Below are 25,409 nucleotides of genomic sequence, written 5' to 3' on the forward strand. Positions count from 1 at the left end.
GCGAGAATCCCGTTCTTATTTTTTTTATGTGGCTGCCGGGTTGCACTACCGCCTGAAGTCGCGCCCTAGTCCGCCCCTCCACATAAGTCAGGGGCGGCTTGCTTTTTTGGAGACATGCATGAAATTTCGTTTCCCTATCGTCATCATTGACGAGGATTTCCGTTCTGAAAATACGTCCGGCCTGGGCATTCGCGCCCTTGCCGCCGCAATGGAAAAAGAAGGCATGGAAGTGCTGGGCGTGACCAGCTACGGCGATTTGTCACAATTTGCCCAGCAACAATCGCGCGCGTCGGCCTTCGTGCTGTCGATCGACGATGAAGAATTCGGCGCCGGTTCCATTGAGGAAACCGATCATGCCTTGAAATCGCTGCGCGCCTTTGTCGAGGAAATCCGCTACAAGAACGCCGACATCCCTATTTACCTGTACGGCGAAACGCGCACCTCGCGCCATATTCCGAACGATATCCTGCGCGAACTGCATGGTTTCATCCACATGTTCGAAGATACGCCGGAATTCGTCGCGCGCCACATCATCCGCGAAGCGAAATCCTACCTGGACGGCCTGTCGCCGCCATTTTTCCGCGCGCTGGTGCACTACGCCAACGACGGCTCCTACTCGTGGCATTGCCCCGGCCACTCGGGCGGCGTGGCGTTCCTGAAGTCGCCGATCGGCCAGATGTTCCACCAGTTCTTCGGTGAAAACATGCTGCGCGCCGACGTCTGCAACGCCGTCGAAGAGCTGGGCCAGCTGCTCGACCATACGGGTCCGGTCGCCGCGTCCGAGCGCAATGCCGCGCGCATTTTCAATGCCGATCATTGCTATTTCGTCACCAACGGTACGTCCACCTCGAACAAGATGGTATGGCATTCGACCGTGGCGCCCGGCGACATCGTCGTCGTCGACCGCAATTGCCACAAGTCGATCTTGCATTCGATCATCATGTGCGGCGCGATTCCCGTGTTCCTGATGCCGACACGCAATCACCTGGGCATCATCGGCCCTATCCCGCTGCATGAATTCACGCCGGAAAGCATTGCCCGCAAGATCGAGGCGAACCCGTTCGCGCGCGAAGCGAAGAACAAGAAGCCGCGCATTCTGACCATCACGCAATCGACTTACGATGGCGTGATCTACAACGTGGAAACCCTGCGCGAAATGCTGGACGGCAAGATCGACACCCTGCACTTCGACGAAGCGTGGCTGCCGCACGCCACCTTCCACGATTTCTACAAGAATATGCACGCCATCGGCAAGGACCGTCCGCGCGCCAAGGAATCGATGATCTTCTCGACCCAGTCCACGCACAAATTGCTGGCTGGCCTGTCGCAGGCCTCGCAAATCCTCGTGCGCGAATCGGACACGGTCAAGCTGGACCAGGACGCCTTCAACGAGGCTTACCTGATGCACACGTCGACGTCGCCGCAGTACTCCATCATCGCCTCATGCGACGTGGCCGCGGCCATGATGGAAGCGCCGGGCGGCACGGCCCTGGTGGAAGAATCGATCATGGAAGCGCTCGATTTCCGCCGCGCCATGAAGAAGATCGACCAGGAATGGGGCCAGGACTGGTGGTTCCAGGTCTGGGGGCCGGCCACCTTCAACGACGAAGGCATGGGCCAGCAGGAAGACTGGATGATACGCGCCGAGGATGACTGGCACGGCTTCGGCGACCTCGCTCCCGGCTTCAACATGCTCGACCCGATCAAGGCGACCATCGTCAACCCGGGCCTGTCGCTGGACGGCCAGTTCGGCGACACGGGCATTCCCGCGTCCATCGTCACCAAGTACCTGGCCGAGCACGGCGTCATCATTGAAAAATGCGGCCTGTACTCGTTCTTCATCATGTTTACCATCGGCATCACCAAGGGCCGCTGGAATACCCTGTTGACCGCCTTGCAGCAATTCAAGGACGACTACGACAAGAACCAGCCGATGTGGCGCATCCTGCCGGAATTTGCGGCGGCCAACCCACGCTACGAAAAAATGGGCTTGCGCGACCTGTGCCAGCAGATCCACGATTTCTACAAGGCCTACGATGTGGCCCGTCTGACGACGGAAATGTATCTGTCCGACATGATCCCGGCCATGAAGCCGTCGGACGCGTTCGCCAAGATGGCGCACCGCGAAATCGAGCGCGTGGCCATCGACGAACTGGAAGGCCGCATCACGTCCATCCTGCTGACGCCGTATCCACCGGGCATCCCACTCTTGATCCCGGGCGAGCGCTTCAACAAGACCATCGTCGACTACCTGCGCTTCGCACGCGACTTCAACGAGCGCTTCCCCGGCTTCGAGACGGATGTGCATGGCCTCGTGAAACGCGAAGTCGACGGCAAGCGTGGTTATTTTGTTGACTGCGTAAAATTGGACGAGAACGTCTAAAGACGTCGTCGTTCCATAAATTACGGTCATGAACGCCGCCTGATGCAAATCAGGCGGCGTTTTTCATTTGATGACTACCGCGCACGCTTGCGCCAGATCAAACGGTTGCGGTATCGGGCTACTAAGATGGGCGACTCGTGCCCTCGTGACGGCAGGCATATGACGCTCAAGGTGTGGCTGGAAATCGCGCAGCAGGCGGCGGCTGACAGTGGCGCCTTGCTGATGGCGGCCTTGAAGCAGGCTCAGGTAACTGTAGCCCGGCGGTACGATGGCGAAGAGGACGGAGCGGGCATCGTGCTGTTTGCCGAGGCCAATGCCACGTTGCTGCAAGCGCTGCCGGCGCTGTGCCGCCATGCCCGCGTGCTGGCCATTGCCGCCTGCGGCCAGGCTCCCAGCTGCGCGCAGCAGCGGGCCCTGATGGCCGCTGGCGCGCTCGATGTGCTGCTGTGGCCTGCCGGCACCATCGATGCAGGCCAGGTGCTGGCGCGCCTGCAGCGCTGGCAAGCCGTGGCGCAGCTGCTGGCATCCAGCGCCGTACGCCAGCACCTGGTGGGCGACAGCGCAGCCTGGACCGCCTTGCTGCACCAGGTGGTGGAAATGGCCGCCTTCAGCCAGGCTCCGATGCTGATCACGGGCGAAACGGGCACGGGCAAGGATTTACTGGCGCAACTGGTCCACCGTCTCGGCAACTGCAGGGGAGACTTCACCATTCTCGACTGCACCACCCTGTCGCCGGAACTGGCCGGCAGCGAGCTGTTCGGCCACGAGCGGGGCGCGTTTACGGGCGCGGCGGCGGCCCGCGACGGCGCGTTTGCCCTGGCCGACGGCGGCGTGCTTTTCCTCGACGAGGTGGGTGAACTGCAACTGCCCCTGCAGGCGCAGCTGCTGCGCGCCATCCAGGAACGCAAATACAAGCGCGTGGGCGGCAATACCTGGCAACCGACGCAATTTCGGCTCGTCTGCGCCACCAACCGCGAACTGGAAGACGAGGTGGCGCGCGGCGCCTTCCGCGCCGACCTGTATTACCGCATCGCCGGCTGGCGTTGCCAGACGCCGCCCCTGCGCGAACGCCAGGACGATATCCTGCCGCTGGCCCGGCATTTCCTCGCCGAACTGGCACAACAGCCGCCGCCCCCGCTGGACGCCGCCGTGCGCGAATACCTGCTGCTGCGCGACTATCCGGGCAATGTGCGCGAGCTGCGCCAGACCGTCACGCGCATCTGGCACCGCCATTGCGGCCCCGGCCCCATCACCATCGGCGCCCTGCCCCCGGAAGAACGGCTGTTGGCGCCGCCCTGGCCCGACCAGCACTTCGAAGCGGCCGTACGGCGGGCCCTGGCGCAGGGCTGCAAGCTGCCGCACATCACGCGCTGCGCCACCGACGTGGCCATCCGCCTCGTGCTGGCCGAGGAACACGGCAACAACCAGCGCGCCGCCGCCCGCCTGGGCGTGTCCGACCGCGCCCTGCAGATACGCCGCAAGGCGGCCGCCTGTGCGGCGCTGTCCAGGCCCGCCTCCCATTGATCCCTTTGATCCACCTCAAGCCAGCCCCGTCAGGCGCAAGAAATTGCCGCCCGTGATCAGCGCCGCATCGCGCGGCGGCAAACCCAGCAGGTCGATCTTGTGCAATTCCAGCCCCGGATGCAGCCAGGGGCCATCCGAGCCAAACAAGACCTTGTGCGGCCCCGCGCGGCGCACGGCCTGCTGCAGCAAGTCGAAGCGGCGCACGCCCGAACTGTCCGTGTAAATGTTCGGGTGGCGCGCCAGATGGTCGATCAACGCCAGCTGCGCCGCCCAGTCGTCGCCAAAGCTGCCCAAATGGGGCAGGATGAAATTGACGTCCGGATACTGCTGCGCCAGCAATTCCGCCACGGCCACCTCGCCTGCCGGGTCGTACAGCACGGGCAAGCCAAAGAAGCGCGCCGCCTCGCACACTTCGCCGCTGATGCGCGCGTCAAGCCGGTGCGCCTTGATGCCGACAAAGCCGTAGCGCTCGACGGCCGTGCGCACCAGGTCCTGGATGCGGCCCCGGTCGCGCCGCGCATGCACGAAGGCAAAGCCGTAAAAACGCTGCGGATCGGATGCGACCAGGCGCGCCACGCCATGGTTGGCGATGGCGTAGTCGGAGTGGAAGGCGGCGAACAGCACGCTGCGGGCGATGCCGGCCGCCTGGGCGCGGCGCAGGTAGGCTGGCAGCGGCGCATCGCTGTCCCACGGCCCGCTCAAGCCGTCGCCCGGTCCCGCATGGCAGTGGCAATCGATGATCATCGTGCCACGCTATTGCCAGTCGCCCATGACGACGATGCGGTTGCCGCGCCGGCGCCAGCGCCCGCTCTCCTCTTCCTGCTGCGGCGCAGGCGAGCGCAAGTGCGGCAATTGCTGATGCAGGGCCCGCGTCAGCGCGCTTTCCACGGCGCGCGCGCTGCCGTCGCCGTCGGCCGCCAGGCGCGCCGCCTGCCCCGCGATGCGCACGAAGCGGCGCGCCAGTTCCAGTTCGCGGTCGGCCGGTGCCTCGGCTGCCATTTCGAGTTCCAGCGCATTGCTGGCGGCGCGCCCCAGGGTCGAGCCGAGCGCCGTGCCCACGCCCGGTATCGGGATCATCGAACCGAGCGCGCCGCCGACAAAGGGCAAGGCCGTCTTGGCCACGGCCTTCAAGGCGCCACCCAGGGGCTTGGCCACCTTGGCAAGGGTAGCACCCACCGTCTTGACGCCCTTCCACACGCTCTTGAAGACATTGCCGAGAAACTGTTCCAGCTCCTCCTCGCTGGACACTTCCAGCAATTCCATGGCCAGCTGCAACTCTTCCTCTTCACTGAAGAGGGCCGGCGCGCGGTCCTTGCCGGGCCAGTCCTGGCCGAACTCCAGCACTTCAAACGCGGCGCCGGCCCGCTGGCGGCATTGCGCGCATTCGCATTCGAGTTGGTGCATGATGCTCTCCTTCGCAGTCACCCTGTTATCGTCAGCCCCACATTTCACCGAGCACGGCCAGTTCCAGTTCGCGCCGCTGGTTGGTCAGCACGCCGCGCTGGTTGGCGAACATGTCGTCGTGGATGCGCTGCTCGATGCGGCGCCGCTGCGCCGCCGACGATAGCGGCGCCACATACACCTGGTGCGCGCTCACGTCGACGGCCAACATCTGGCCGCACAGCCGGTGCTGCAGCAAACGCCGGTGCAGATCGTCCGTCTGGCCGCTGTAGGCACGGCGCCGTCCGCCCGCATCGAACTCGATGACGTACAGGCCCGGACCCCGGCCATTCGCGTTGCCCAAGGCGTTGGCGAGTGTCCCCAGCGCTTGGTAGCGCAAGGCGGCCGTTTCCGGCACCCGGCCCATGGTGCCGGCCAGGGTTGGCGGGACTTCGCCCTGCTGCTGCTCATCGTCCTGATCCTGGCCCTGGTCCTGGCCTGCATCCGCGCCCTGGTCCGGCTCCTGCCGGTCGTCAAAGGCAGGTTCCGCCACAGGATAGGCTTGCTGCGGATAAATGGTCGGGTAGAGGGGCGCATAGCCGCCCCAGCCCCGGTAGCGTGGCGGCAGATAAGGCAAGGACTGGGGAGCAAAGCGAGGCGGACGGCGGCCCTGTCCCTGGTAACGCGGCGGCGCGGGGCGGCGCGGCCCCCGCAGCGGCGGCCTTGCACGCAGGCCGCCGCGCCCGCCGCCAGGACGCATGCGCTCTTCCTCCCATTCGCCTTCCCCCTCTTCCTCGCCTTGCCACTGCCACTCACCCAGCCACTCAGTTTCGCCCGCTCCTGGCTGGCCCGCAAAGGGCAGCATTTCAAATGCTTCGTGCATATCGCCTCCTGATGTGATGTTCAAGCAAGTTCAAGCAAGTTCATCGCCTGTTCCAGTTGCCCGGGCGTCTGGTCGGCCCGCAGCAGAAAAGTCAGCGCGCCAGGACCGTCTCCCGCTTGCGCCAGCGCCAGCACGCCCGCTGCGCGCAAGGCGGGCTGCAAATGGGCGCGGCCGGGCAGGCGCTGCACGGGAAAGCCGCCACCGCGGCAAACGATGCCGGCCGCCGCCATCCCCGTCCTCCATTGCGCCACCCTGTCCGCCAGCCTGGCGCGCAGGGCGTCGCCATGGCTGGCATTGAGCGCCAGCGCCCGCCGCGCCGCCGCCAGCACGGCTGCCGAAGGCGGACTGGCATGCACGCGCGTCTGGCTGCGCGCCGCGAAGCGCCACAGCAGCTTGCGGCTGCCGGCCAGCACGGCCAGCGGCACGCCGAAACCCTTGGCCAGCGAAGCGCCGACGATCAGCGATTCGCCATGCAAGCCATGCAGCCGCGCCGAGCCGCCGCCCTGCGTACCGGCCACGCCCAGCACCTGCGTGTCGTCGAGCAGCAGATAACCGCCCCCCTGGCGCGCCAGGGCCGCGTAGCCGGCCAGCGGCAAGAAGTGTTCGCTGCCGGGCACATAGCCATCGGCCAGGATCAATGGACGCCGCCCCTGCCGGCCCCAGGCCGCCACCAGCCGCCGCAAGGCCGCCATCTCGCCGCTGGGAAACACTTGCTGCGGCAAGCCCAGCGCCTGCGCCCGCTCGGCGCCCCAGCGCGCGATGGCGTAGCTGCCGCTATCGACGAGGATCACCAGCCGCTCGGCAGCGAGCATGCCGAACAGGTCCCAGAACAAATGCAGGGTTGACGGCAGCACGCAGGCCGCTTCGCAGCCTTGCAGCGCAGCCAGGTCTGCGGCCAGGGCCTGCGCGCCGGGCGGCTCCTGCAGCGCGGCCGGCTGGCCCAGGCTCAAGCTGCTCCACGGCGTCAGCGCGGCCGCCGGATGACGCATGCCCAGGTACAGGGCACTGCTAAAGTCGAGCATGCACGCGCCCCGCTCCCACCCTAGACGCTAGACGCTGCGCAACTGCTGGCTCAGGCGCTGGCGCAGCAGCACCGAGGGCATCGTCGCTTCGATCGCCGGGTCGCTGCTGTCGACGGACAAATCGACCCCGGTGGCGGCGCGGTAGCCGTGGATATAGCCTTGCACTTGCGGCCTCCAGAAGCGCGCCCAGTTGAACGCTTGCGTGGGTTCATAGATATCGCTCCAGTTGCCATAGCGCACGGACAACAGCAATTGTTCGCCGAAGATAGCCAGGTTGCGGAAGTGCATCACGCTCGTGTCCGTCCAGCCCTGCAGTTTCTTCATGGCATCGACCCGGTCCATCCACGGCTCCGGATACGCCACCATCACGCGCGTGGGCAAAAATTCGCGGAATTCCGGGCGTGCCAGCATCCATTGCTGCATCAGCATCTCGATGCGCGCCGTCGACGGCAAGTCGCCGAACTGGTTGTGCGCGCCCTGCGACAGGATCAGGTGGATTTCTTTCAAGGCATTCAGCACGGGGAAGGCGTCCGCCTTCACGGTGGTGTCGTCATCCTGCTTGTAGAACGAGGTCAGCAGGCGCAGCAAGTGATGGAAGGCTTCCAGGAATTTGGAGCGGCTATCGGCTGGCCGGAAGTGCTGCACTGCCTTGCCGTCCAGGCGCACACCATAGTGATGGTCATACTCATAGTTCCGGCGCATCACGGTCAGCCGATGCTGTTCATCCTGCGTGTACCCCCAGAGTAAATTATTCAGCGGACGCAACATGTCGATTTCCGTGTTCGACAGGGGGTCGAGGCTGTTGCCCGGCGCGCGCAGATTCTGGAAGCGCTGCGCGATGGCATTCATGGTTTGCACCAGCATGCCCTCTTCATGCCAGTACGACCAGATCAGTTCCAGCAGGCAAGGATTGGCCAGCTTTTCCTGGATGATGCCAAAGCACAGGTCGACTTCCCCTTCCTGACCGCGCGGGATGCTGATGGGAATATCGGGCAGCTTGCGGCGGATCACGGCCAGATACGGCAAGGTCTGGAAGCCGTCGATGTTTTCCAGGTAATCGTTGCGCAGCACGGTTTCCAGGTCGCGCCCCTGGGGAATGTCGCGCCGGTCCAGGTAGGCGTTGTCCTCGGCGGGATTGAACGCCAGCGGCTGGTTCAGCACGCCGCAATTGACCATCACGAACGCTTCCGTCGCCACTTTCAGCACGCGGTAGGAATCGGCATCGGAAAACGGCAGCGCGCGGCGCTGCTTGAGCTGCTGGAACATGTCGGCCTTTTTCACGAAGCGCTCCTGCTCGAAGCCGCGCACATTGGCCAGGTCGCCGCAAAACAGGCTGTCCATGAAATGCAGATAATTGGTAAACGACATCGCCTCGGTGCTATTGCGTATCAAGGTCCACAGCGGCAAGTCTTCCGTCGGCTCCGTTTCCGTGCGCGTCAGCGACACGCCCACATTGCCCGAGATGGGCTGCGGCTGGCGCTCTTCCGTCTCGTACTCCGCATCCAGCGCCAGCATGGCGTCCGGGCTCAGCCCTTCCGGCACGGGCAAGGCGCTGCGCAGTTCGGGACGCTGCGACAGCATCATCTGTCCCATGAAACGGTGCATGCCGGCGCGCCGCACAGGCGTGGAAAAAGCGTTCGCCGCGCCGCGCATCGGCACCCATGGCGCGGCGGCCAGCACTTGCACCTGATCGCGCCCATCGGCGCTTTGATCGCCGTCAAACGAGATCGTGGCCACGGCGCGGTCGCCCACCCTGCCGAAATGGCAGTCGCTGGGCTGGCAATCGGCTGTCTCGAACACCAGTCCCACCTGGGGATTGAGCTGCGGCGTGAAGCACAGCACGGCGCTGCAACCCGCCTGCACCGTCACGCACTGGGGCGCCATGGCGGGGAAATTGCCATACACGCCCACGTAGCGGCCCGTCGCCAGGTCGGCAAACACGGTACAACCATTGCTATCGGTCCAGCGCACGCCCACCAGCATGGCAGGGTCTGGCACCCAGGTGGCGGCATTGAACAGATGGCAATCGGCATCCATGCCCCGGTACAGGCTGATGGCGGCATTGACGACCCTCACGCCGCTGTCCTGTTCGTGTACCGTGACAGCGATGCTGCCGCCGTGGTGTTTCGGACCGGCCTGGCCCGCCGCCCTGCTCTTGCCACCCATATTGCTGCTTATCTTGCTGCTCATGTCATTCTCCTCAATGGATAATCAAACGCGACGCCACGGGCGGCAGCGGCCTGCCGGACTGGCGGCCATGCCGCACGACATCGGCGCACAGCTCCGACGTGTCCAGGGTGCTGCGCAGGGCCCAGTGGGTCAGCAAGCGCCCCAGCAGCTCGCTTTCGTCTTCCGGGTTCAAGGTGCCGCTGGCGCGCGCCTGGCCCAGCACGGCGAACACCAGGGTCGGCGTCGCCTGGTACATCTGCGCCGGCGTCAGGGTCCAGCTGCGAAACAGCTGTGCCAGCATGGCCGGCTGGCGTGTGTGCACGGCCATGGCCTCGACCAGCGAACCGCCGCGCAAGGCCGGCGGCCGGTGCTGCACCAGCAAGCCGACCAGGGCAGCCATGCTGGCCTGCAACTGTTCCAGCAGCCGCTGCCGGGCAGGCGGCAGGCCGGCCAGCGGGTAGTACGATAGCCACAGCTGTTCCAGGCGGTCCCACTGCGGATGCGGAAACAAGGCCCGCCCCATGGCGCAGCTCAGGCGCACCCGCAGCCAGGGCACCGGGTGGGGATCGTCGGTATTGAGGCGGAAGACAAACACGCGCGGCAGGCTGACCACGCCGATCAGTCCCAGGGTGGCGGCCACGCCGACCCGCGCCAGCGACCAGAAATCGGCCACGATCTCGGATATCCACCGCTCCCACAACTGCCACACGTGTACGAGGCCGCTGCCGCCGTGCTGCATGGCTTGCAGCACGGGCCGCAGGGACGGCACCAGGTCCAGCAGCGCCGCGCCCTGGTGGCCCACCTCGTGCACGAGCGACGAGGCGATGCTGCTGCCGATCATGCGTTCGCGCGGCAGGCGGATGATGGCGACGGGATTGTCGCCGCCACCCGGCAGGCGCGTGCGCGCGCGACGGATGGCCGCCCCCGGCCCCCGGTCCAGGTAGCAGATCACGGGCGGCGCCTGATACACATTGCCGGGCAGCGCCAGCGCGTCGGCGGCAACGATGTCCAGGCCGGCCAGCCACACGCCCGTCTTGTGCTCGCTGCGCTGGGTGATGACTTCATTGAACAGGTCGAACTGGGTCAGCGCCGCATTGAATTTCAGGCGCAGGAAAGTGAAACGGCGCTGCGCCTCGGCGGCCGTGGCCATGCTGGCGCCGTCGGCGTGCTCGCGCCGCAGCCACCACTGGAACCGGGCGACCATGCGCCGCAGTTCGCGCCGGCCCTGCACCAGCTGGCTTTCGATGGCCGACTGGGCGCTGGGCATCAGGGCGGCGGCCAGCACCGTCGGCTCGATCAGCGCGAACGGTTCCAGCCGCGCCAGCCGCGTCAGCAGCGAGCGTGCCTCCTGCTCCAGCATCCAGGCAGCGTAAGCGCCGATGGCCATGATGTCAGACGCCGTACAGGACGATTTTGTGGCCCTGGCGCGCCCAGCGGCCGCTGGATGGGCGCATGCCGCCCTGGCTGCCCTGGCTGCGCACACCGCCCTGCGCCATGCCGCCGGCCGCACCGGCGCCGCTGCCATTCTGCGTGGCGACCTGGCTGCCGGGGCGTCCCAGCAAGCCGGGCGCAAACTGGCGCGCTGCCGCGCTGGCCGCCGCCTGGGCAATGGCGCGCGGGTCGCCCGCACCGCGCACTTGCGCCGCGCGGTTGACGGTATCGGCGGCCAGGCGCACGAATTGCTTGGCGCCTTCGAATTCGCGGTCCTCGTTCGACGACGCTTCCGCTTCCAGCCCCAGTGCGCCGCCAGCGGCCGAGGCCAGGCCGCTGCCGATCTTGGCCCCCAGCGGGCCGCCGAAATAGCCGCCGATGGCGCCGCCGGCAAGGGGAATCGCCTTCTTCGCCACGCCCTTGAGCACGCCGCCGATGGCTTGTCCCACGGGCGACTTGATGATGCCGCCCGCCACGGAGGCGGCCTTGCGCAGTAAATTGCCGAGAAACTGTTCCAACTCGGCTTCATTGCTGACCGACAACAGTTCATTCGCCAGCTCCATCTCCTCGGTCTCGGAAAACATGGCGTTCACGCCGCCCTCGCCGCTCCACTCGCCCTGGCCAAACTCGAACTGTTCCGCTTCAAAGCCGGACATTTCCTGTCCGTATTCCAGGGTCGTACGATCCAAGTCATGCATGATGAGCTCCTCAAAGTGATTACCTCGGTTGGGACTACCTTGCCGGACAGACTGGCCGTCCGGCTAACAATCGAGCACGACGATGTGCCCGCCCTCGCGGCGCCAGCGGCCAGCGTCCCGCACCGACGTTTGCGCCGCCTGCCTGAGCAAGCCTGGCGCCACGCTGCGTGCCACTTGCAGCAGGGCCGTCTCCACCCGCGCCCCGGGTGTGCGCGCGCCCGGGCCGCCATCCTGCGCCAGCGCCGTGTTGACGGCATCGATCAGGTGCACCACCTGGCGCGCCAGTTCGAATTCCTTGTCTTCCGGGCTGAGTCCTTCCAGTTCCATGCCGAAGATGCCGGCAGCGCGCCGCTTGAGCGCCTGCGGCGAACCGCCATGCAGGGGCAGCAAGGGCGCCACCACCTTGCCCAGCAACTGGCGCAGCGACCGTTCCAGCGGCGTGCCGCGTACTTGCTGCCCCGCCGCGGTGGCGCCCAGCTGGCGCGCCAGGAAAGCGTCGAATTGGGCCGGCCCCTGCAGTTCCAGCAACTGCGCCGCCAGGGCCAGCGCATCTTCCTGCTGCAGGGGCAGCGCGCCCGGCGCTTCAGGCAATTCCATTTCAGGACGATAGGCGAGCAGGCGGCTGGTCATGACAGGCTCCGGTGAAGACGGGCGGCTGGCCCATGCCTCCCTGATGCAAGGGGCATGCCCGTCAGGCGCAGGGGAAAAAGAGACAGGACGGCGAACGGCGTTTCGCCGATAGCGTAAAAACCATGGTTTCCGGCGAAGCGAGTTTCGTTGTCAAGGTGAGCTTTCAAACAAGCTTAATTGGCAGGAATGATTACGTCGCCTATCCGCCACAGTGCTAGTTATCGGCAAAAAATATTTTTCATTTTCAAAAAACAAACTTCGCGCTACGCCGCCAAAAACCCTATCAACATCACTTCAACATGCGATAAAAATAAACGTGGCCAACACGTAAATAGTTAATTGAAAACAGAATTTTGGTAGGCAAGCCCTACAATTAATGGGCCAGAATTTGATTGCTTGAAAGAAACTAAATGATAGACCCTACTTTGCGCCGTTTATTGGCCATCACCCTATTCAGCCTGCTTAGCGCCTGCGGCGGCGGTGGCGACAGCAAGACCGGCGCCACCCAGAACCCGGACATCTCGGCCGTGCCACCGGGGACCACCGCCCCCGGCACCAAGCCGGGCGACACCATTCCACCGCCGCCCCTGACCACGCCACCGGGCGGCCAGACGGCGACCTTCACGCGCCCGGAAGCGTCGCGTTTCCTGGGCCGCGCCACGTTCGGGCCGGACATGGCGGCCATCGATGCCCTGGCCGCCAGCGACAGCGACGCCTGGTTCCGCGCGCAGTTTTCCAAGCCGCAAACCTTGCACCGAAAATATATCGACGCGAAATATCCCACTGCGGGCGCGGCGGCCACCAAGGCCGTGCCGAACGACTTTTATGAGTCGTTCTGGCAGCAAGCCGTGCGCGGCGACGACCAGCTGCGCCAGCGCGTGACCTTTGCCCTGTCGGAAATCTTCGTCGTCTCCACGCAAAACGAGGCCGTGTGGCCGCAAACGCGGGGCGTCGCCAGCTACTACGACATGCTGGGACAACATGCGTTCGGCAACTTCCGCACCCTGCTGCAGGGCGTGGCCACGCATCCGATGATGGGGCTGTACCTGTCGCACCTGCGCAACCAGAAGGAATCGGCCACGCGCACACCCGACGAAAATTTCGCCCGCGAAGTGATGCAGTTATTTACCATCGGCCTGTACCAGCTGAATGCGGATGGTTCATTGAAATTGAACGGCGGCAAACCCATCGACACCTACACGCGCGACGATGTGAGCGGCCTGGCGAAAGTGTTTACGGGCTGGAGCTGGGCCGGACCGGACCAGGGCGCGAACCGTTTCTTTGGCAGCGTGGCCGATCCGGACCGTGACTGGATGCCGATGCAAAACTATGCGGCGTACCACTCCACCAGCGAAAAACGCTTTCTGGGCGTCAGCGCGGCGGGCGCCGCCGGCGGCGAAGCGGACATGGCGCTGGCCCTCGACACCCTGTTCAACCATCCGAATGCTGGCCCCTTCTTTGGCCGTCAGCTGATCCAGCGCCTGGTCACCAGCAACCCCAGCCCGGCTTATGTGGGCAGGGTCGCTGCCGCCTTCGCCAACAATGGTTCGGGCGTGCGCGGCGACATGCAGACCGTGATCCGCGCCGTGCTGCTCGATCCCGAAGCGCTGGCGCCAGCCGGCAGCAGCCTGCGCACGGGCAAGCTGCGTGAACCGCTCGTGCGTCTGGGCAACTGGATGCGCGCATTCCACGCCAAGGATGCCGCCTTGCAGTACCGCATCTATTACCTCAGCGATCCGCTGTCGGGACTGGGCCAGAATCCCATGAACGCGCCATCCGTCTTCAACTATTTCCGCCCCTCGTACGTGCCGCCCAATTCGGCGTTGGCGACGGCGGGCCTGGTGGCGCCGGAAATGCAGATCACGTCGGAGCCGTCCGTCACCGGTTACCTGAACTTCATGCAGGATGCCATCAGCGGCGGCGTGGCGGAAAACGGCGCCGTGCGGGCCGACTACTCGGCCGAACTGGCGCTGGCCGAGCAGCCCGCTGCCCTGCTGGACCGGGTCAACTTGCTATTAATGTCCGGCAATATGTCGTCCCGCCTGCGCACCAAGATCCTGTCGGCCGTCACGAGCATCGCCATTCCCGCCGCCAACGGCAGCAATGCCGCGCAAGTGACGAAGGCGAAATCCAACCGCGTGTACCTGGCCATTTTCCTGGCCATGGCCTCGCCTGAATACCTGGTTCAAAAATAAGGAAGCTGCATGACTACCCCTACTCACTTCTCGCGCCGCCGCTTCCTCGGTTCCATGCTGGGCCTGGCAGGCAGCACGGCCGCGCCCTTCGCCCTCAACCTGGCCGCCATGGGTCAGGCTGCGGCCCAGTCCGCCGACGACTACAAGGCCCTCGTCTGCCTGTTCATGAACGGCGGCAACGATACCTTCAACACGGTGCTGGCCACCGACACGCCTTCATGGAGTGAATATATGCGCCTGCGCAATACGGGCAGCAACGATTCGATCCACCTGCCCGGCGTCGGCGAAACGGGCGGCGTGCTGCCGATCACCCCCGCCACGGCCCAGGCGGGCCGCAGCTTTGCCCTGCATCCCGCCCTCGCGCCCGTGAAAGACCTGTTCGACGGCGGCCGCGCCGCCATCGTGGCCAATGTCGGCACCCTGATCCAGCCCGTGACCCTGGCGCAATACAAGGCGGGCAATGTAGCGCTGCCGCCGAAACTGTTTTCGCATAACGACCAGCAATCGACGTGGCAATCGGGCTTGCCCGAAGGCGCCAGCATCGGCTGGGGCGGACGCCTGGGCGACCTGCTCGGCGCCGGCAACGCCAATGCGACGTTTACCGCCATCTCGGCCGCGTCGAACGCGCTCTTCCTCAGCGGGCGCCAGGTGCGCCAGTTCCAGGTGGGCCAGGCGGGCGCCGTGCCGATCCGCAATATCGGCAGCGGCTACCTGTTCGACACCACCGAGGGCGAAACCGCCTTGCGCGACATCATCAGCACGGCGGGCGACGACATGATGGAGCAGGAACACGTGGCAACGGTGCAACGCGCCATTTCCAGCCAGAGCGTGCTGAGCGGCGCCATGCTGGCGGCCGGCGCGGGCGGCGTGCCCAATCCGCCGCCCTATATCAACCCGAACACGGGCGCGTCCAGCGTCAACCAGCTGGCCGTGCAATTGCAGACGGTGGCGCGCATCATCGGCGGGCGCGGCCCCCTGGGAGCGAAACGGCAAGTGTTTTATGTGACCCTGGGCAGCTTCGACACGCATGACCGCCAGAAGGAGCTGCATGGCGACCTGATGGCGCGCCTGGCGCACGCGCTGGCGTATTTCGACGCGACCCTGGCGTCCCTGCAGGGCGCCGACGTGCGGCGCCAGGTGACGACGTTTACGGCCTCGGACTTCGGCCGCACCTTCAGCAGCAATGGCGACGGCACGGATCACGGCTGGGGCGCGCACCACTTTGTCGTGGGCGGCGCCGTGAAGGGCCGCGACATCTACGGCACCTTCCCCACCACGGGCCTGGGCCATGAGCTGGACGTCGGTTCCGGCGCCCTGCTGCCGACCACCTCCGTCGACCAGTACGGCGCCACCCTGGCCAAATGGTTCGGCGTGGCCGACAGCCAGCTGGCCGAAGTGTTCCCGAATATCGGCAACTTCAGCCGGCGCGACCTGGGTTTCATGACAGCAACTTAGCCGTTCACGGCGACCGTCAAGGTGACGACATAGCCCTGCGTGGCATTGCCCGTCACCGTGGCCATCTGCAAGCTGGTGCCGTCGCTGAAAACATTGTCGGTGGCATAGCTGATCTGCGCCAGGTTGCGCACGCTGGCCGTGTAGCCGCTGGCCGTGTAGGCCTCGTTCAGCGTTGCCATCGGGAAAGTGAACTGCGACGTCTTGATGCGGTTCGCGGCACTGGCCGCCTTCGCCAGGCTGGGGTAGACCTCGAAATGCACGTGCGGCATGCGCCCTGCGTAGCAACCGGGAAAGATGGTCGTGAAGGCAAGGTTGCCGGCGCTGTCCGTTTCCTGCACGCCGCGCAAGTAATTTTGCGCCGTCACGCCACTTGAATACAGCGAATACAGGCCGTCGCGGTCGCAATGCCACAGATAGACGGCGTAGCCGGCCAGGCTGGCGCAGCCGCCGCTGGCGTTGAGCAACTGCAAATGAATGGTCAAGGGCACGCCTGCCGCCACGCCCGTGGCGCCATTGAAACTGGCGCGGATATCGCTGCGCACGACGCCCGACTGGTTCAGCACGTTGATGATGCTGCCGCCACTCGTGTTCGTGCCATCGGCCGGATACGGCCCGCCCGTTTCCTCGGGAATCACCGTGCAGGCGCCCGTGGCAGGTATCGTTACCGCCGCCGTACCGGAGGTGCCCGTGCCAGCGCCGCTGCTCGCCGCCGTGCCGCTGGCGTCCGACCCGCCGCCGCAGCTCATCAAAGGCAAGGTGGCGGCGCCGGCCAGCAGCCAGCGCAGGACTTGCCGCCGCTCAGCCGCCTGTTGCCGCATCATTTCGAGGTCGGATGCCAGACCGTGATCATGTAATTCCATATATATTCCATCAAGTGGGGCAAGCCCGCCAAGGCGGGGCTCAGGCTGGCGCACAGGAACAGAGCCTGTGTCGCATGGCGCGAAAGCGCCTTCCTGGCGGCAATGGCGAACTTGCGTTCCATGCTTCAGGCCGTTGTATTGACCAGGTTGCCGCTGGCAGACAGGCTGCCGCCCGCATTCGCCGCGCCCAGGCTGCCCGACAGCGCCTGCAGGAAACTGCCCAGTTTGCTGTTACTGGCGCTCGTGCTGCCTTCATCGCCGCCCAGCGCGCTGAGCAGGCTGGCAAAGCTGGACTGCAAGTCCGTCACGCTGTTGTCCGTGCTCTCCGCGCTGTCGCTGCCGGACGACGAGAGTTTTTGCAGCAGGCTTTGCAAATCCGATTCGATATTGCCGGGGCCGCCGCGCGCGCCACCGCCGGGTGGTGGCCCGGCAGGCGGTTCGCCAGCCTCCTCTTGCCCGCCAGCACTGCCGCCACCCTGCGCGTGCAGGCTGCCCATCAGCTGGTGCAGGAAGGCGCCCAGCGCCTGGCCCACGTCGCTGCTGGCGGTGGCGCCGGTGCTGTCCGTCGCGCTATCGCTGGTATCGACCGTCACGCCTATCGATGACAAGGCGCTGGAAATGGCGTCGAGAAATGCGCCATCGTCGGGCTTTGGCGGCCGCGTCCCGTCCACGCTGCTGGTATTGCTGGAACTGCCGCTGCCGCCCAGGCGGCTGAACGCGCTCAACTCGCTGGTGGCGCTGGTCGAACTCAATGCACTGATGCTCATGCTTAATCTCCTGTGCTTATTGGCGGCGGCGTGGGCCGGGACGGCTGTCTTGACGCTGTTGCGCCCGCTGGCGCTGTTCCGGCGTCAGCACGGCCAGCAATTGCTGCTCCAGCCGCGCCTGCTGCAAGCTGATCTTCGCCATGGCTTGCGCCGCCGTACTGGCCAGCGCGCTGGCCTTCGCATCGTCGTAGGCGCTGGACCCGGCCAGCGCGCGCAGCTGTTCATGGGCCTTGAAGGCAATCTTTTCCTGTTCCCGCAGCAAGGGGGCCTGGGCGTAAGTGGCGGCGAAAATCTTGTCCTGCTGCGCTTCGCTCAAGTCCATGTCGCGCAGAAACGGCGGCAAGCCTGGCGGCGGCCCTTCCATGGCACGCGGCGGCGGGCCGTCCGCTGCAGGTTCTTGCTGGGCCAGTGCCAGCAGCGGCATGCTGCAGGCGGACAACAGCAACAGGGATACGGCAATGCTCAGGTATTTCATCGGGCTTTCCTTTCGTGGCGATCAGCCCTGATTGTCGGCCTCTGACGTGTAAAGCAACGTTAGGCCGGCGTAAAAGCATGTAAAGGAAGCTGCGCAAATGTAAGCGGAGGTATGTAAAAGCGGGTAAAACCGCCCTGAACGGCACCCTTTGGCTGCTATCATCGGGCGATATTCACCCGAAAAAAGCACAGGCATGAGCAAGGTTTTGTTAATCGATGACGACGTGGAACTGGTCGGCATGTTCCAGGAATACCTGACGCAGGAAGGTTTTGACGCCCGCGCCGTGCATGACGGTGAAAGCGGCGCGGCTGAGGCGCTGACGGGCCTGTACGCCATCGCCATCCTCGACGTCATGATGCCGCGCATGAATGGCCTGGAAACCCTGCGCCGCATCCGCGCCGGCAGCAACCTGCCCATCCTGATGCTGACGGCGCGCGGCGACGATACGGACCGCATCGTGGGCCTGGAGCTGGGCGCCGACGATTACGTCACCAAACCGTGCACGCCGCGCGAGCTGACGGCGCGCATCCGCGCCATCCTGCGCCGTGCGCAAGCCGCGCCGCACGACACATCGGGGCTGGCGCCGCTGGCCGTGGGCCAACTGACGATGTGGCCAGAACAGCGCCGCGTTGCCTGGGCCGGCGCGCACCTGGAACTGACGAGCACGGAGTTCAACCTGCTGGAAGTGCTGGTACGCCATGCGGGCAAGCCCGTGAGCAAGAATCAATTGTCGGAACTGGGCTTGGGCCGGCCCATGGCCCGCTTCGACCGCAATATCGACGTGCACTTGAGCAGCCTGCGCCGCAAACTCGGCAGCCTGGCCGATGGCCGCTCCTGCCTGCAGACCGTGTACCGTCTCGGCTACCAGCTGATCAAGGAGTAAGCGTGGGCCGTCTGTTCTGGAAGTTTTTTCTGTGCATCATGCTGGCGCAAGTGACGGCCACCATCGGCATCGGCGGCACCTTCTGGCTGAAAAACCGGGCCGCGCAGCAGGAACGGGCCCTCGACATCGACACCAGTCCGCCCGCGCAAATGATCATCGAGGCCGCCAGCGCCACCGTGGAAGCGGGCGGCAGCCAGGCCTTGCGGCAATTCCTGGGCAAGCTCGAACGCATGCGCGTGTTTGCCGTCGATGCCAAAGGGCAAGAACTGATGGGCCGCACGGTGCATCCCGCCATGCTGGCCAAGGCGCGCGCCATGCTGGAGCAAAGCCAGGCCCATGCCGTCGTGCGCGAAGCGGCCGGCAGCAATGGCAAGCGCTACCTGCTGTTCCTGCCTTCGTCCGAACGTTTCCGCAATGCCGAGGCGGGCGCCGCGCGCGACACGCTCAATGCCGTCACCTTGAGCGGTCCGCGCGTCATGGGAGCCGGCCCACGGCCCCACGAAGCGGGCGCGCCGCCACCACGCGGCGACTTCGGCCGTGGCATGCCGCCCGGCCCGCGCATGGACAGCCCCTACCGCACCTTCATTCCCCTGGCCGCCGCCATCGCCGCCAGCCTGCTGTTCTCTTTCCTGCTGGCCTGGTATTTTGCGCGCCCCATCCGCGACCTGCGGCAAGCGTTCGAGGCCGCCTCGCACGGCAACCTGGCGCCGCGCTTTCACGCCAGCGGCAAGCGCGGCGATGAATTGACGGACCTGGGACGCGATTTCGACCGCATGACGGGCCGCTTGCGCAGCCTCATGGATAGCCAGACGCGATTGCTGCATGATGTGTCGCACGAGCTGCGCTCGCCGCTGGCGCGCTTGCAGGCCGCCATCGGCCTGGCGCACCAGCAGCCGGAAAAAATGGCCGCCTCGATGCAGCGCATCGAACGCGAAAGCGAGCGCATGGATAAACTGATCGGTGAACTGCTGACCCTGTCCCGGCTGGAAGCGGGCGCCGGGCAAGCGGGAGCCGGGCAGACGCACAGCGAAGACGTCAGCATCGCCGATCTCGTGCACGACATCGTGGACGATGCCCGCTATGAAGCGAGGGCGCGCCTGCTGGGCATAGCCCTGGCGGGCGACGCGGCCACGGCGGACGCCAGCGTCACGGGTCGGCCGGAACTGCTGGCGCGCGCCGTGGAAAACGTCGTGCGCAATGCCGTCAAACACAGTCCCGATGGCGGCACGGTGCACGTGGAACTGTCGCGCCTGCATGATGGCAAGCAAGAATGGCTGCGCATCGCCGTGCAGGACCGTGGTCCTGGCGTGGCCGCAGCCGACCTGGCCCGTATTTTTGAACCGTTCTTCCGCGCCAGCAATACCCAGCACAGCACGGATGGCCACGGCCTGGGTCTGGCCATCGCCCAGCACGTCATCAACGCCCATGGCGGCCGCATCAGTGCCAGCTTGCGCAGTGGTGGCGGACTGTGCGTGGAAATGTTGTTGCCCGTCAAAACGCCAGGCTGACCTGTCGGCGAGCCTGGCGTTTTTTATGCGCGAATAAACTGTTACGCCTGCGTATCGATGATGCTGCCCAGGGTGGACGAGGTCGATTTGGCCGGACTCGTCGCCGTATCGGCGCTGCTGGCCGGCTGAGCGTCTTGCTGCGCCTGCGCGGCGGCAGCTTGCAACTGGGCAATTTGCGCCTGCAAGGCCTGGATTTGCTGCGCCAGCTGCTGCTGCAGCTTTTGCGACGCCTCCGTCTGCTCGCCCTTCTGCGATTCCGTCAACTGTTTTTGCGCCGCCGTGATCTGCTTTTGCAGCGCCGCGATCTGCGAACTGCTGCCCGAACTGGCGCTACTGGCCGCGCTGACTGCGCCGCCTGAACCGATTGCCGCTACCATGATGCCTCCTCAGTGTTTCAATACCAAGGTTAACGGCAAGCATGGGGGGGGATGTAGGGCGGCGGGTGTAAAGGCAGGTAAAGACGGCTGGCGCCCCGCCCTTCCAGCAATCAGGTCTTCGGCAAGGTCACGCCAACCTGGCCCTGGTATTTGCCGCCGCGATCCTTGTACGACGTTTCGCACACTTCATCGGATTCGAAGAACAGCACTTGCGCCACGCCTTCGTTGGCGTAGATTTTTGCCGGCAACGGTGTCGTGTTGGAAAACTCCAGGGTCACAAAGCCTTCCCATTCCGGTTCGAACGGGGTGACGTTGACGATGATGCCGCAGCGCGCATAGGTGCTCTTGCCCAGGCAAATCGTCAGCACATTGCGGGGAATGCGGAAATACTCGACCGTACGGGCCAGCGCGAACGAGTTCGGCGGAATGATGCAATAGCCCTTGCCCGATACGTCGACAAAGTTATTCGCGTCAAAATCCTTCGGGTCGACGATGGTGGTGTTGATATTGGTAAACAACTTGAACTCGTCGGCGCAACGGATGTCATAACCATAGCTGGAGGTGCCGTAGGACACGATGCGGTTGCCGTCGCGTTCCTTGACCTGGCCCGGTTCGAACGGCTCGATCATGCCCGTTGTTTCCGCCATGCGGCGTATCCATTTATCGCTTTTAATCGTCATCGCAGGGGTATCTTTCTAGAATATCGGAATGGCTGGGGCCGCACGCCTGCTGCAGGCACGGCCCGGATGGCAGGATTTTACGCGAAAATCCGCCGCTGTTGGCCCCCATCCCCTGAAAATCCTTGGCGATCGGCTATTGTTTCGCCAGCAATGCCGAGATCATCTCGCGCACCACTTGCGCCGTCAGTTCCGGGTTTTCCATGGGAAACAGATGGCCGCCCGGCACCTGGCGGAAAAATTTGCCGACCAGCTTGCGCGTGGCCGTCAAACCCGCCTGGCGGCATTCCACCGATTCCGTGCCGCCGATAAAACCGATGGGCACGGGAAAGCCATCCTTGACGAGGCCGCCAATATGATGCGGCAAGCTGCGGTACACCTGCGTTTCCACTTCGCGCGTAAAGCGCAGCTGCACCCCTTCCGGATGGGGCACCAGGCCGTTGTCGATGTAGTCGCGCAAGACCTGCGGCGCCCAGACGGCGAACATGTCCTTGGCAGCGAAATGTTCATACGCGGCTTGCGCATCGGGCCACAGCTTGCGCCGCCGGGCGGAAAAACGTGACGGCGAGAACCGCTCGCCCAGCGCCGTGTTGCGCGCCAGGCGCACCAGCAAGGCGCGCCAGCCCGCCACCACGGGCGAATCGAGCAAGACCACGCAGCGCACCAGATCGGGCCGCTGCTTGGCCACCATCACGCTGAGCATGCCTCCCAGCGAATGGCCGACGAGGATGACGGGCGCGCTGTAGCGGCGCTCCAGCTCGTCGATATACTCGCGCACCAGCTCGGGCCAACCCGTGCTGACGGGATAATTCGGGTCGTGCGCATGCATGTCGAGCGCCTGCACGGTGTAGTGCTGGCCCAGCAGGCCGAACAGCTTGCGGTAGGTGCCGGCAGGATAACTGTTGGCATGGGCAAAATGCAGTTGCGGGAGAGTCATCGTAGGGCTGTGCCGGTGAATGCGATAAACAATTGTAATGGCATGCCGGCAAGACGGATCAGAGGAAGGCCTCTAATTGTCCCTGCGACCGCGTCATGCCGGGCACGAACGAGGCCAATACCTCGCCCAGCTCGGCGTTTGAATCCACCACGCAAAAAGCGTCGTCAAACGCATGGTGTCGGTTCATCTGATTGCGCACGACGATGCATTCCAGTCCGGCCGCATTCGCGGCGCGCAAGCCGCGCGGCGAGTCTTCGACGGCCACGCAGTCGGCGGCGGCCAGGCCCAACCGCTGCAAGCCCAGCTGGTAGCCGTCGGGCGCCGGCTTGCTGTCGCCATACATTTCACGCGTCAGCACGAAGTCGAAGTGGCCAAGCAAACCGGTGGCCGCATGGCTGATCCGGAAATGCTGTTCGTAGGCACTCGTGACCACGCCCATGGCCACGTGCGGGCGCAGTGCTGCCAGCACGTGCCCGATGCCGGGCATGGCCAGCTGCCGCGCCTGGCGCAGGCGCTGCGCAAACAGCACGGTGCGTTCGGCCCTCAGGCGTTCGACCAGCTCGATGTCGTGGCCCTGCCCCAGCAGCACATGCCAGGCACCGTAGTTATTGTCCAGGAACCAGTCAAAAAATTGCTTCGGCGTCAGGTCTATGCCGTAGGGCAAGAGCAAGTCGCGGTTGCTTTCGTAAAACAGCTGCTCGGTGTTGACCAGCACGCCATCGTTGTCCCACAGCACGCCCTGGATGGTTTTCATGGCTTGTTGTCGTTCAAAAACTTACTTGAAGAAGATGTCGTAAGACAATTTCACAATCAGCAGCACCAGCAGCACGAGGAAGAGGATGCGCACGAAGGCGGCGCCGCGGCGCACGGCGATCCAGGTGCCCGTCAGCGCGCCCAGGATATTGCACACAGCCATTGGAGCAGCCACGGCGTAGACCACGTGACCGGCGGGAATGAAGAAGGCCAGCGCAGCAACGTTGGTGGCGATATTCACCAGTTTCGAGCAGGCCGAGGCGAGGATGAAATCGAAGCCGAAGACGCGGATGAACAGGAAAATCAGGAAGCTGCCCGTGCCTGGACCGAACAGGCCGTCATAAAAGCCGATGGCGCCGCCGATGACGATGGCCAGGATGCGTTCGCGCGGACCGATGGGGCGCGCTTCGCGCGTCGTGCCGAAATCCTTCTTGATGAAGGTGTAGATGGCCATGATGATGATCAACACCAGCACCATCGGGCGCACCACCTGCTGCGGCACGTAGGACACGGCGGCCGCACCAATAAACGACATGATGAAGGCGCTGGCCACGGCCGGCAGCACCAGCAGCCAGGGGATATGCACCTTGCCGACAAACGAGCGGGCGGCAAACGTGGTGCCGCAGGCGGACGCCAGTTTATTCGTGCCCAGCAAGGAGGTCGAGGCCATGTTCGGCATCAGGTTGAACAGGGCCGGCAGCTGTATCAGCCCACCCCCGCCTACGGCGGCATCGATCAGGCCGGCAAAGAAGGCAAATAAACACAGCAGCGAGATGGTCAGCATGATAGGCAAGGAGGAATGGGCGACAGCGGCAGTATAGGCGCCGTGGATTTTTCCGGATGCAACTTCATATTGCGGAAAACGCAATCAGGCGTAACGCTTGACGGAATGCGCCCCATGCGGTCTACTGGCCTCTTTTGCCGGGAGTCACCGATGTCGATGAAACTGATGTGGGAGATCCGCGCCTTCTGCACCGTGGTCGAAAAGCGCAGCTTTATCCACGCGGCGCGCATGCTGGGACGCTCGCCGTCCGCCGTCACGCGCGCCATCCAGTTCCTCGAAGACGCCATCGGCGCCGAGCTGATCCTGCGCACGCAAAAGCAGTTCACCCTGACGACGGCCGGCGAAACATATTACGCGTCCGCCAAGCACTTGCTGGAAACACAGGCCGAGGCGGAAGACCAGTTGGCAGAATTGAGCAACTCGCCGCAAGGCTGGGTCCGCCTCTCGGCGCCGGAAATCCTGTCGCTGGGTTTCTTGCCGAAGGTGGTAGCGCAATTTTCGCGCGACTACCCGAACGTGTCGGTGGACATCCATTTTTCGGACAAATCGATCGACCCCATCCAGGAAAAGCTGGACTTCGCCATCCGCGGCGCCTTTCCCCAGTCGAGCGAGCTGATCGGCTACCCACTGTGGAATTACCGCCGCTATATGTACGCCTCGCCCGGCTATATCGAGCGCATGGGCGCGCCCGAGGAACCGGAAGAGCTGGCCGGCCACGACATCATCATGCACTCGGCCCCGCGCATCCTGCGCGACTGGCATTTCGTTTCCAGCGAACGCAACGTGCGCTACCAGGTGCAACCGCGCTTCCGCTTCACTTCCGGCATCGCCACGTTCCAGGCGGCCCTGGAAGGCGCCGGCATCGTGCGCCTGGCCAGCTGGCTGGCCGAGCCCGCCGTAGCCGCAGGCACCCTGCGCCGGGTCTGCACGGCGTATCGGCTCACTTCGTCGAAGGAACTCGACCCCAGCATCCATGCCGTTTACGGCACGTCGAGGATGGCCAAAGGGGCGCGGCTGTTTCTGGAATATGTGCGGCAGCGGGGGCTGGAGATACCCGATGAACGTGCAATTTAGGACTATTTGGCGGCGATAGCATCGCTGTACACGGCGAACTGCGCGCCGTCGAAGACAAAGGCGGCCACCTCGCGCATGCCCAGACGTTCATGCGCGCGCAACGAGCCGATATTGTCGCGCCGGATGAACAGCACCGCCTCGGCACCCGCACGCTGCTGGCGCATGGCAGCGTACAGCAGCGCCAACAAGCCCTGCCCCCGCTCCGAGTCCGCAATGCAGACGGGGCCGTACACATAGCCGCTGTCACTTCCCGCATACGCGGCCAGCATGGCCAGCACCACGGGCGCCTGCGCAGTGGCTGGCGCCGCGCTGAACAGTACGCCAACAACAGGCCCGTCCGCTGTGCGCCGCGCCACGATCACGGGCGACGCGCCATCCGCCATGCTGGCCACCTTGTCGCGTGAAAACTCGCCCGTCAGGCTGCCGCCCTGCGAGGGGGAATTGGCTTGCAGCAAGGCTGTGATGGTGTCGATGTCAGCGGCTTGGGCCGTGCTGACAAGATAAGCGTGACTGGAATGACTCACCCTGGACTCCTGGAGCGATG

The 25,409-nt window shown here is 64.9% G+C and carries 25 protein-coding genes; 7 read left to right on the forward strand and 18 right to left on the reverse strand.

Annotated features, from left to right (window positions below; genetic code table 11):
- The first annotated feature begins 118 nt into the window (after positions 1 to 118).
- Positions 119 to 2,383, forward strand: coding sequence for an arginine/lysine/ornithine decarboxylase (locus AC3IQ7_RS18170; protein WP_322426841.1), 2,265 nt, complete (start codon positions 119 to 121; stop codon positions 2,381 to 2,383).
- A gap of 159 nt (positions 2,384 to 2,542) precedes the next feature.
- Positions 2,543 to 3,907: a sigma-54-dependent transcriptional regulator gene (locus AC3IQ7_RS18175; protein ID WP_233516090.1), complete on the forward strand. Its 1,365-nt coding sequence runs from the start codon at positions 2,543 to 2,545 to the stop codon at positions 3,905 to 3,907.
- A gap of 15 nt (positions 3,908 to 3,922) precedes the next feature.
- Here AC3IQ7_RS18175 and AC3IQ7_RS18180 read toward each other — a convergent pair whose 3' ends face one another.
- The 8 genes from AC3IQ7_RS18180 to AC3IQ7_RS18215 form a co-directional block, all read right to left on the reverse strand.
- A complete protein-coding gene (locus AC3IQ7_RS18180) occupies positions 3,923 to 4,651 on the reverse strand; it encodes an amidohydrolase family protein (protein ID WP_489206912.1) in 729 nt (242 codons plus the stop codon).
- Positions 4,652 to 4,660: 9 nt separating this feature from the next.
- Positions 4,661 to 5,311 carry a hypothetical protein gene (locus AC3IQ7_RS18185; protein WP_489206913.1) on the reverse strand — a complete coding sequence of 217 codons (651 nt, stop codon included), beginning with the start codon at positions 5,309 to 5,311 and terminating at the stop codon, positions 4,661 to 4,663.
- A gap of 31 nt (positions 5,312 to 5,342) precedes the next feature.
- Entirely contained in the window at positions 5,343 to 6,170 is an 828-nt protein-coding gene (locus AC3IQ7_RS18190) for a hypothetical protein (protein WP_489206914.1), read from the reverse strand.
- A gap of 20 nt (positions 6,171 to 6,190) precedes the next feature.
- On the reverse strand, positions 6,191 to 7,192 hold the full coding sequence (locus AC3IQ7_RS18195) for an aminotransferase class I/II-fold pyridoxal phosphate-dependent enzyme (RefSeq protein WP_489206915.1): 1,002 nt from the start codon (positions 7,190 to 7,192) through the stop codon (positions 6,191 to 6,193).
- 27 nt (positions 7,193 to 7,219) lie between these two features.
- Entirely contained in the window at positions 7,220 to 9,382 is a 2,163-nt protein-coding gene (locus tag AC3IQ7_RS18200; protein ID WP_489206916.1) for a hypothetical protein, read from the reverse strand.
- Positions 9,383 to 9,392: 10 nt separating this feature from the next.
- Positions 9,393 to 10,748 carry a hypothetical protein gene (locus AC3IQ7_RS18205; protein WP_489206917.1) on the reverse strand — a complete coding sequence of 452 codons (1,356 nt, stop codon included), beginning with the start codon at positions 10,746 to 10,748 and terminating at the stop codon, positions 9,393 to 9,395.
- Positions 10,749 to 10,752: 4 nt separating this feature from the next.
- A complete protein-coding gene (locus tag AC3IQ7_RS18210) occupies positions 10,753 to 11,490 on the reverse strand; it encodes a hypothetical protein (protein ID WP_489206918.1) in 738 nt (245 codons plus the stop codon).
- A 63-nt stretch (positions 11,491 to 11,553) separates the two neighbouring features.
- Positions 11,554 to 12,120, reverse strand: a complete 567-nt coding sequence (locus tag AC3IQ7_RS18215; protein WP_489206919.1) for a hypothetical protein — start codon at positions 12,118 to 12,120, stop codon at positions 11,554 to 11,556.
- Positions 12,121 to 12,530: 410 nt separating this feature from the next.
- Here AC3IQ7_RS18215 and AC3IQ7_RS18220 point away from each other — a divergent pair, with 410 nt between their 5' ends.
- Both AC3IQ7_RS18220 and AC3IQ7_RS18225 read left to right on the forward strand, forming a co-directional pair.
- A complete protein-coding gene (locus tag AC3IQ7_RS18220; protein ID WP_489206920.1) occupies positions 12,531 to 14,315 on the forward strand; it encodes a DUF1800 domain-containing protein in 1,785 nt (594 codons plus the stop codon).
- A gap of 9 nt (positions 14,316 to 14,324) precedes the next feature.
- Positions 14,325 to 15,770, forward strand: coding sequence for a DUF1501 domain-containing protein (locus tag AC3IQ7_RS18225; RefSeq protein ID WP_489206921.1), 1,446 nt, complete (start codon positions 14,325 to 14,327; stop codon positions 15,768 to 15,770).
- Here AC3IQ7_RS18225 and AC3IQ7_RS18230 read toward each other — a convergent pair.
- Genes AC3IQ7_RS18230 through AC3IQ7_RS18245 form a run of 4 tightly spaced genes read right to left on the reverse strand, consistent with a single transcriptional unit; the run spans position 15,767 to position 17,872 of the window.
- Positions 15,767 to 16,630, reverse strand: a complete 864-nt coding sequence (locus AC3IQ7_RS18230) for a dioxygenase family protein (RefSeq protein WP_099377443.1) — start codon at positions 16,628 to 16,630, stop codon at positions 15,767 to 15,769. The genes AC3IQ7_RS18225 and AC3IQ7_RS18230 overlap by 4 nt on opposite strands.
- Positions 16,588 to 16,752, reverse strand: coding sequence for a hypothetical protein (locus tag AC3IQ7_RS18235; RefSeq protein WP_158301160.1), 165 nt, complete (start codon positions 16,750 to 16,752; stop codon positions 16,588 to 16,590). The genes AC3IQ7_RS18230 and AC3IQ7_RS18235 overlap by 43 nt, the downstream gene beginning before the upstream one ends.
- Before the next feature lie 3 nt (positions 16,753 to 16,755).
- Complete coding sequence (locus AC3IQ7_RS18240) at positions 16,756 to 17,397, reverse strand: hypothetical protein (protein WP_489206922.1); 642 nt, start codon at positions 17,395 to 17,397, stop codon at positions 16,756 to 16,758.
- Positions 17,398 to 17,413: 16 nt separating this feature from the next.
- Positions 17,414 to 17,872: a Spy/CpxP family protein refolding chaperone gene (locus AC3IQ7_RS18245; RefSeq protein ID WP_099377445.1), complete on the reverse strand. Its 459-nt coding sequence runs from the start codon at positions 17,870 to 17,872 to the stop codon at positions 17,414 to 17,416.
- 193 nt (positions 17,873 to 18,065) lie between these two features.
- Between AC3IQ7_RS18245 and AC3IQ7_RS18250 the strand changes: the two genes are divergently transcribed.
- Complete coding sequence (locus AC3IQ7_RS18250) at positions 18,066 to 18,755, forward strand: response regulator transcription factor (protein WP_099377446.1); 690 nt, start codon at positions 18,066 to 18,068, stop codon at positions 18,753 to 18,755.
- A 2-nt stretch (positions 18,756 to 18,757) separates the two neighbouring features.
- Positions 18,758 to 20,263, forward strand: coding sequence for a sensor histidine kinase (locus AC3IQ7_RS18255; protein ID WP_489206923.1), 1,506 nt, complete (start codon positions 18,758 to 18,760; stop codon positions 20,261 to 20,263).
- 41 nt (positions 20,264 to 20,304) lie between these two features.
- On the opposite strand, the gene AC3IQ7_RS18260 is transcribed toward AC3IQ7_RS18255, so the two are convergent.
- The 5 genes from AC3IQ7_RS18260 to AC3IQ7_RS18280 all read right to left on the reverse strand — a co-directional run bounded on the left by AC3IQ7_RS18260 (position 20,305) and on the right by AC3IQ7_RS18280 (position 23,791).
- The gene (locus tag AC3IQ7_RS18260; protein ID WP_099377448.1) at positions 20,305 to 20,640 is read right to left on the reverse strand and encodes a FlxA-like family protein; all 336 of its coding nucleotides are present in this window, start codon (positions 20,638 to 20,640) and stop codon (positions 20,305 to 20,307) included.
- 110 nt (positions 20,641 to 20,750) lie between these two features.
- A complete protein-coding gene (dcd, locus tag AC3IQ7_RS18265) occupies positions 20,751 to 21,320 on the reverse strand; it encodes a dCTP deaminase (RefSeq protein WP_035819543.1) in 570 nt (189 codons plus the stop codon).
- Between the two features lie 133 nt (positions 21,321 to 21,453).
- A complete protein-coding gene (locus AC3IQ7_RS18270) occupies positions 21,454 to 22,254 on the reverse strand; it encodes an alpha/beta fold hydrolase (protein ID WP_489206924.1) in 801 nt (266 codons plus the stop codon).
- 58 nt (positions 22,255 to 22,312) lie between these two features.
- Positions 22,313 to 23,008: an HAD family hydrolase gene (locus tag AC3IQ7_RS18275; protein WP_489206925.1), complete on the reverse strand. Its 696-nt coding sequence runs from the start codon at positions 23,006 to 23,008 to the stop codon at positions 22,313 to 22,315.
- 21 nt (positions 23,009 to 23,029) lie between these two features.
- Positions 23,030 to 23,791, reverse strand: coding sequence for a sulfite exporter TauE/SafE family protein (locus AC3IQ7_RS18280; protein WP_035819546.1), 762 nt, complete (start codon positions 23,789 to 23,791; stop codon positions 23,030 to 23,032).
- A gap of 150 nt (positions 23,792 to 23,941) precedes the next feature.
- On the opposite strand from AC3IQ7_RS18280, the gene AC3IQ7_RS18285 reads away from it, so the two are divergent.
- A complete protein-coding gene (locus tag AC3IQ7_RS18285; protein ID WP_489206926.1) occupies positions 23,942 to 24,865 on the forward strand; it encodes a LysR family transcriptional regulator in 924 nt (307 codons plus the stop codon).
- Positions 24,866 to 24,867: 2 nt separating this feature from the next.
- Here AC3IQ7_RS18285 and AC3IQ7_RS18290 read toward each other — a convergent pair whose 3' ends face one another.
- Positions 24,868 to 25,389, reverse strand: coding sequence for a hypothetical protein (locus tag AC3IQ7_RS18290; RefSeq protein ID WP_489206927.1), 522 nt, complete (start codon positions 25,387 to 25,389; stop codon positions 24,868 to 24,870).
- Positions 25,390 to 25,409 lie beyond the last annotated feature (20 nt).

This window comes from Janthinobacterium sp. GL_088 (assembly GCF_057837845.1).

Coding starts and splice junctions, on each gene's coding strand:
- AC3IQ7_RS18170 (WP_322426841.1), top strand. CDS start 119: ATGAAATTTCGTTTCCCTATCGTCATCATTGACGAGGATTTCCGTTCT.
- AC3IQ7_RS18175 (WP_233516090.1), top strand. CDS start 2,543: ATGACGCTCAAGGTGTGGCTGGAAATCGCGCAGCAGGCGGCGGCTGAC.
- AC3IQ7_RS18180 (WP_489206912.1), bottom strand. CDS start 4,651: ATGATCATCGATTGCCACTGCCATGCGGGACCGGGCGACGGCTTGAGC.
- AC3IQ7_RS18185 (WP_489206913.1), bottom strand. CDS start 5,311: ATGCACCAACTCGAATGCGAATGCGCGCAATGCCGCCAGCGGGCCGGC.
- AC3IQ7_RS18190 (WP_489206914.1), bottom strand. CDS start 6,170: ATGCACGAAGCATTTGAAATGCTGCCCTTTGCGGGCCAGCCAGGAGCG.
- AC3IQ7_RS18195 (WP_489206915.1), bottom strand. CDS start 7,192: ATGCTCGACTTTAGCAGTGCCCTGTACCTGGGCATGCGTCATCCGGCG.
- AC3IQ7_RS18200 (WP_489206916.1), bottom strand. CDS start 9,382: ATGAGCAGCAAGATAAGCAGCAATATGGGTGGCAAGAGCAGGGCGGCG.
- AC3IQ7_RS18205 (WP_489206917.1), bottom strand. CDS start 10,748: ATGGCCATCGGCGCTTACGCTGCCTGGATGCTGGAGCAGGAGGCACGC.
- AC3IQ7_RS18210 (WP_489206918.1), bottom strand. CDS start 11,490: ATGCATGACTTGGATCGTACGACCCTGGAATACGGACAGGAAATGTCC.
- AC3IQ7_RS18215 (WP_489206919.1), bottom strand. CDS start 12,120: ATGACCAGCCGCCTGCTCGCCTATCGTCCTGAAATGGAATTGCCTGAA.
- AC3IQ7_RS18220 (WP_489206920.1), top strand. CDS start 12,531: ATGATAGACCCTACTTTGCGCCGTTTATTGGCCATCACCCTATTCAGC.
- AC3IQ7_RS18225 (WP_489206921.1), top strand. CDS start 14,325: ATGACTACCCCTACTCACTTCTCGCGCCGCCGCTTCCTCGGTTCCATG.
- AC3IQ7_RS18230 (WP_099377443.1), bottom strand. CDS start 16,630: ATGGAATTACATGATCACGGTCTGGCATCCGACCTCGAAATGATGCGG.
- AC3IQ7_RS18235 (WP_158301160.1), bottom strand. CDS start 16,752: ATGGAACGCAAGTTCGCCATTGCCGCCAGGAAGGCGCTTTCGCGCCAT.
- AC3IQ7_RS18240 (WP_489206922.1), bottom strand. CDS start 17,397: ATGAGCATCAGTGCATTGAGTTCGACCAGCGCCACCAGCGAGTTGAGC.
- AC3IQ7_RS18245 (WP_099377445.1), bottom strand. CDS start 17,872: ATGAAATACCTGAGCATTGCCGTATCCCTGTTGCTGTTGTCCGCCTGC.
- AC3IQ7_RS18250 (WP_099377446.1), top strand. CDS start 18,066: ATGAGCAAGGTTTTGTTAATCGATGACGACGTGGAACTGGTCGGCATG.
- AC3IQ7_RS18260 (WP_099377448.1), bottom strand. CDS start 20,640: ATGGTAGCGGCAATCGGTTCAGGCGGCGCAGTCAGCGCGGCCAGTAGC.
- dcd (WP_035819543.1), bottom strand. CDS start 21,320: ATGACGATTAAAAGCGATAAATGGATACGCCGCATGGCGGAAACAACG.
- AC3IQ7_RS18270 (WP_489206924.1), bottom strand. CDS start 22,254: ATGACTCTCCCGCAACTGCATTTTGCCCATGCCAACAGTTATCCTGCC.
- AC3IQ7_RS18275 (WP_489206925.1), bottom strand. CDS start 23,008: ATGAAAACCATCCAGGGCGTGCTGTGGGACAACGATGGCGTGCTGGTC.
- AC3IQ7_RS18280 (WP_035819546.1), bottom strand. CDS start 23,791: ATGCTGACCATCTCGCTGCTGTGTTTATTTGCCTTCTTTGCCGGCCTG.
- AC3IQ7_RS18285 (WP_489206926.1), top strand. CDS start 23,942: ATGTCGATGAAACTGATGTGGGAGATCCGCGCCTTCTGCACCGTGGTC.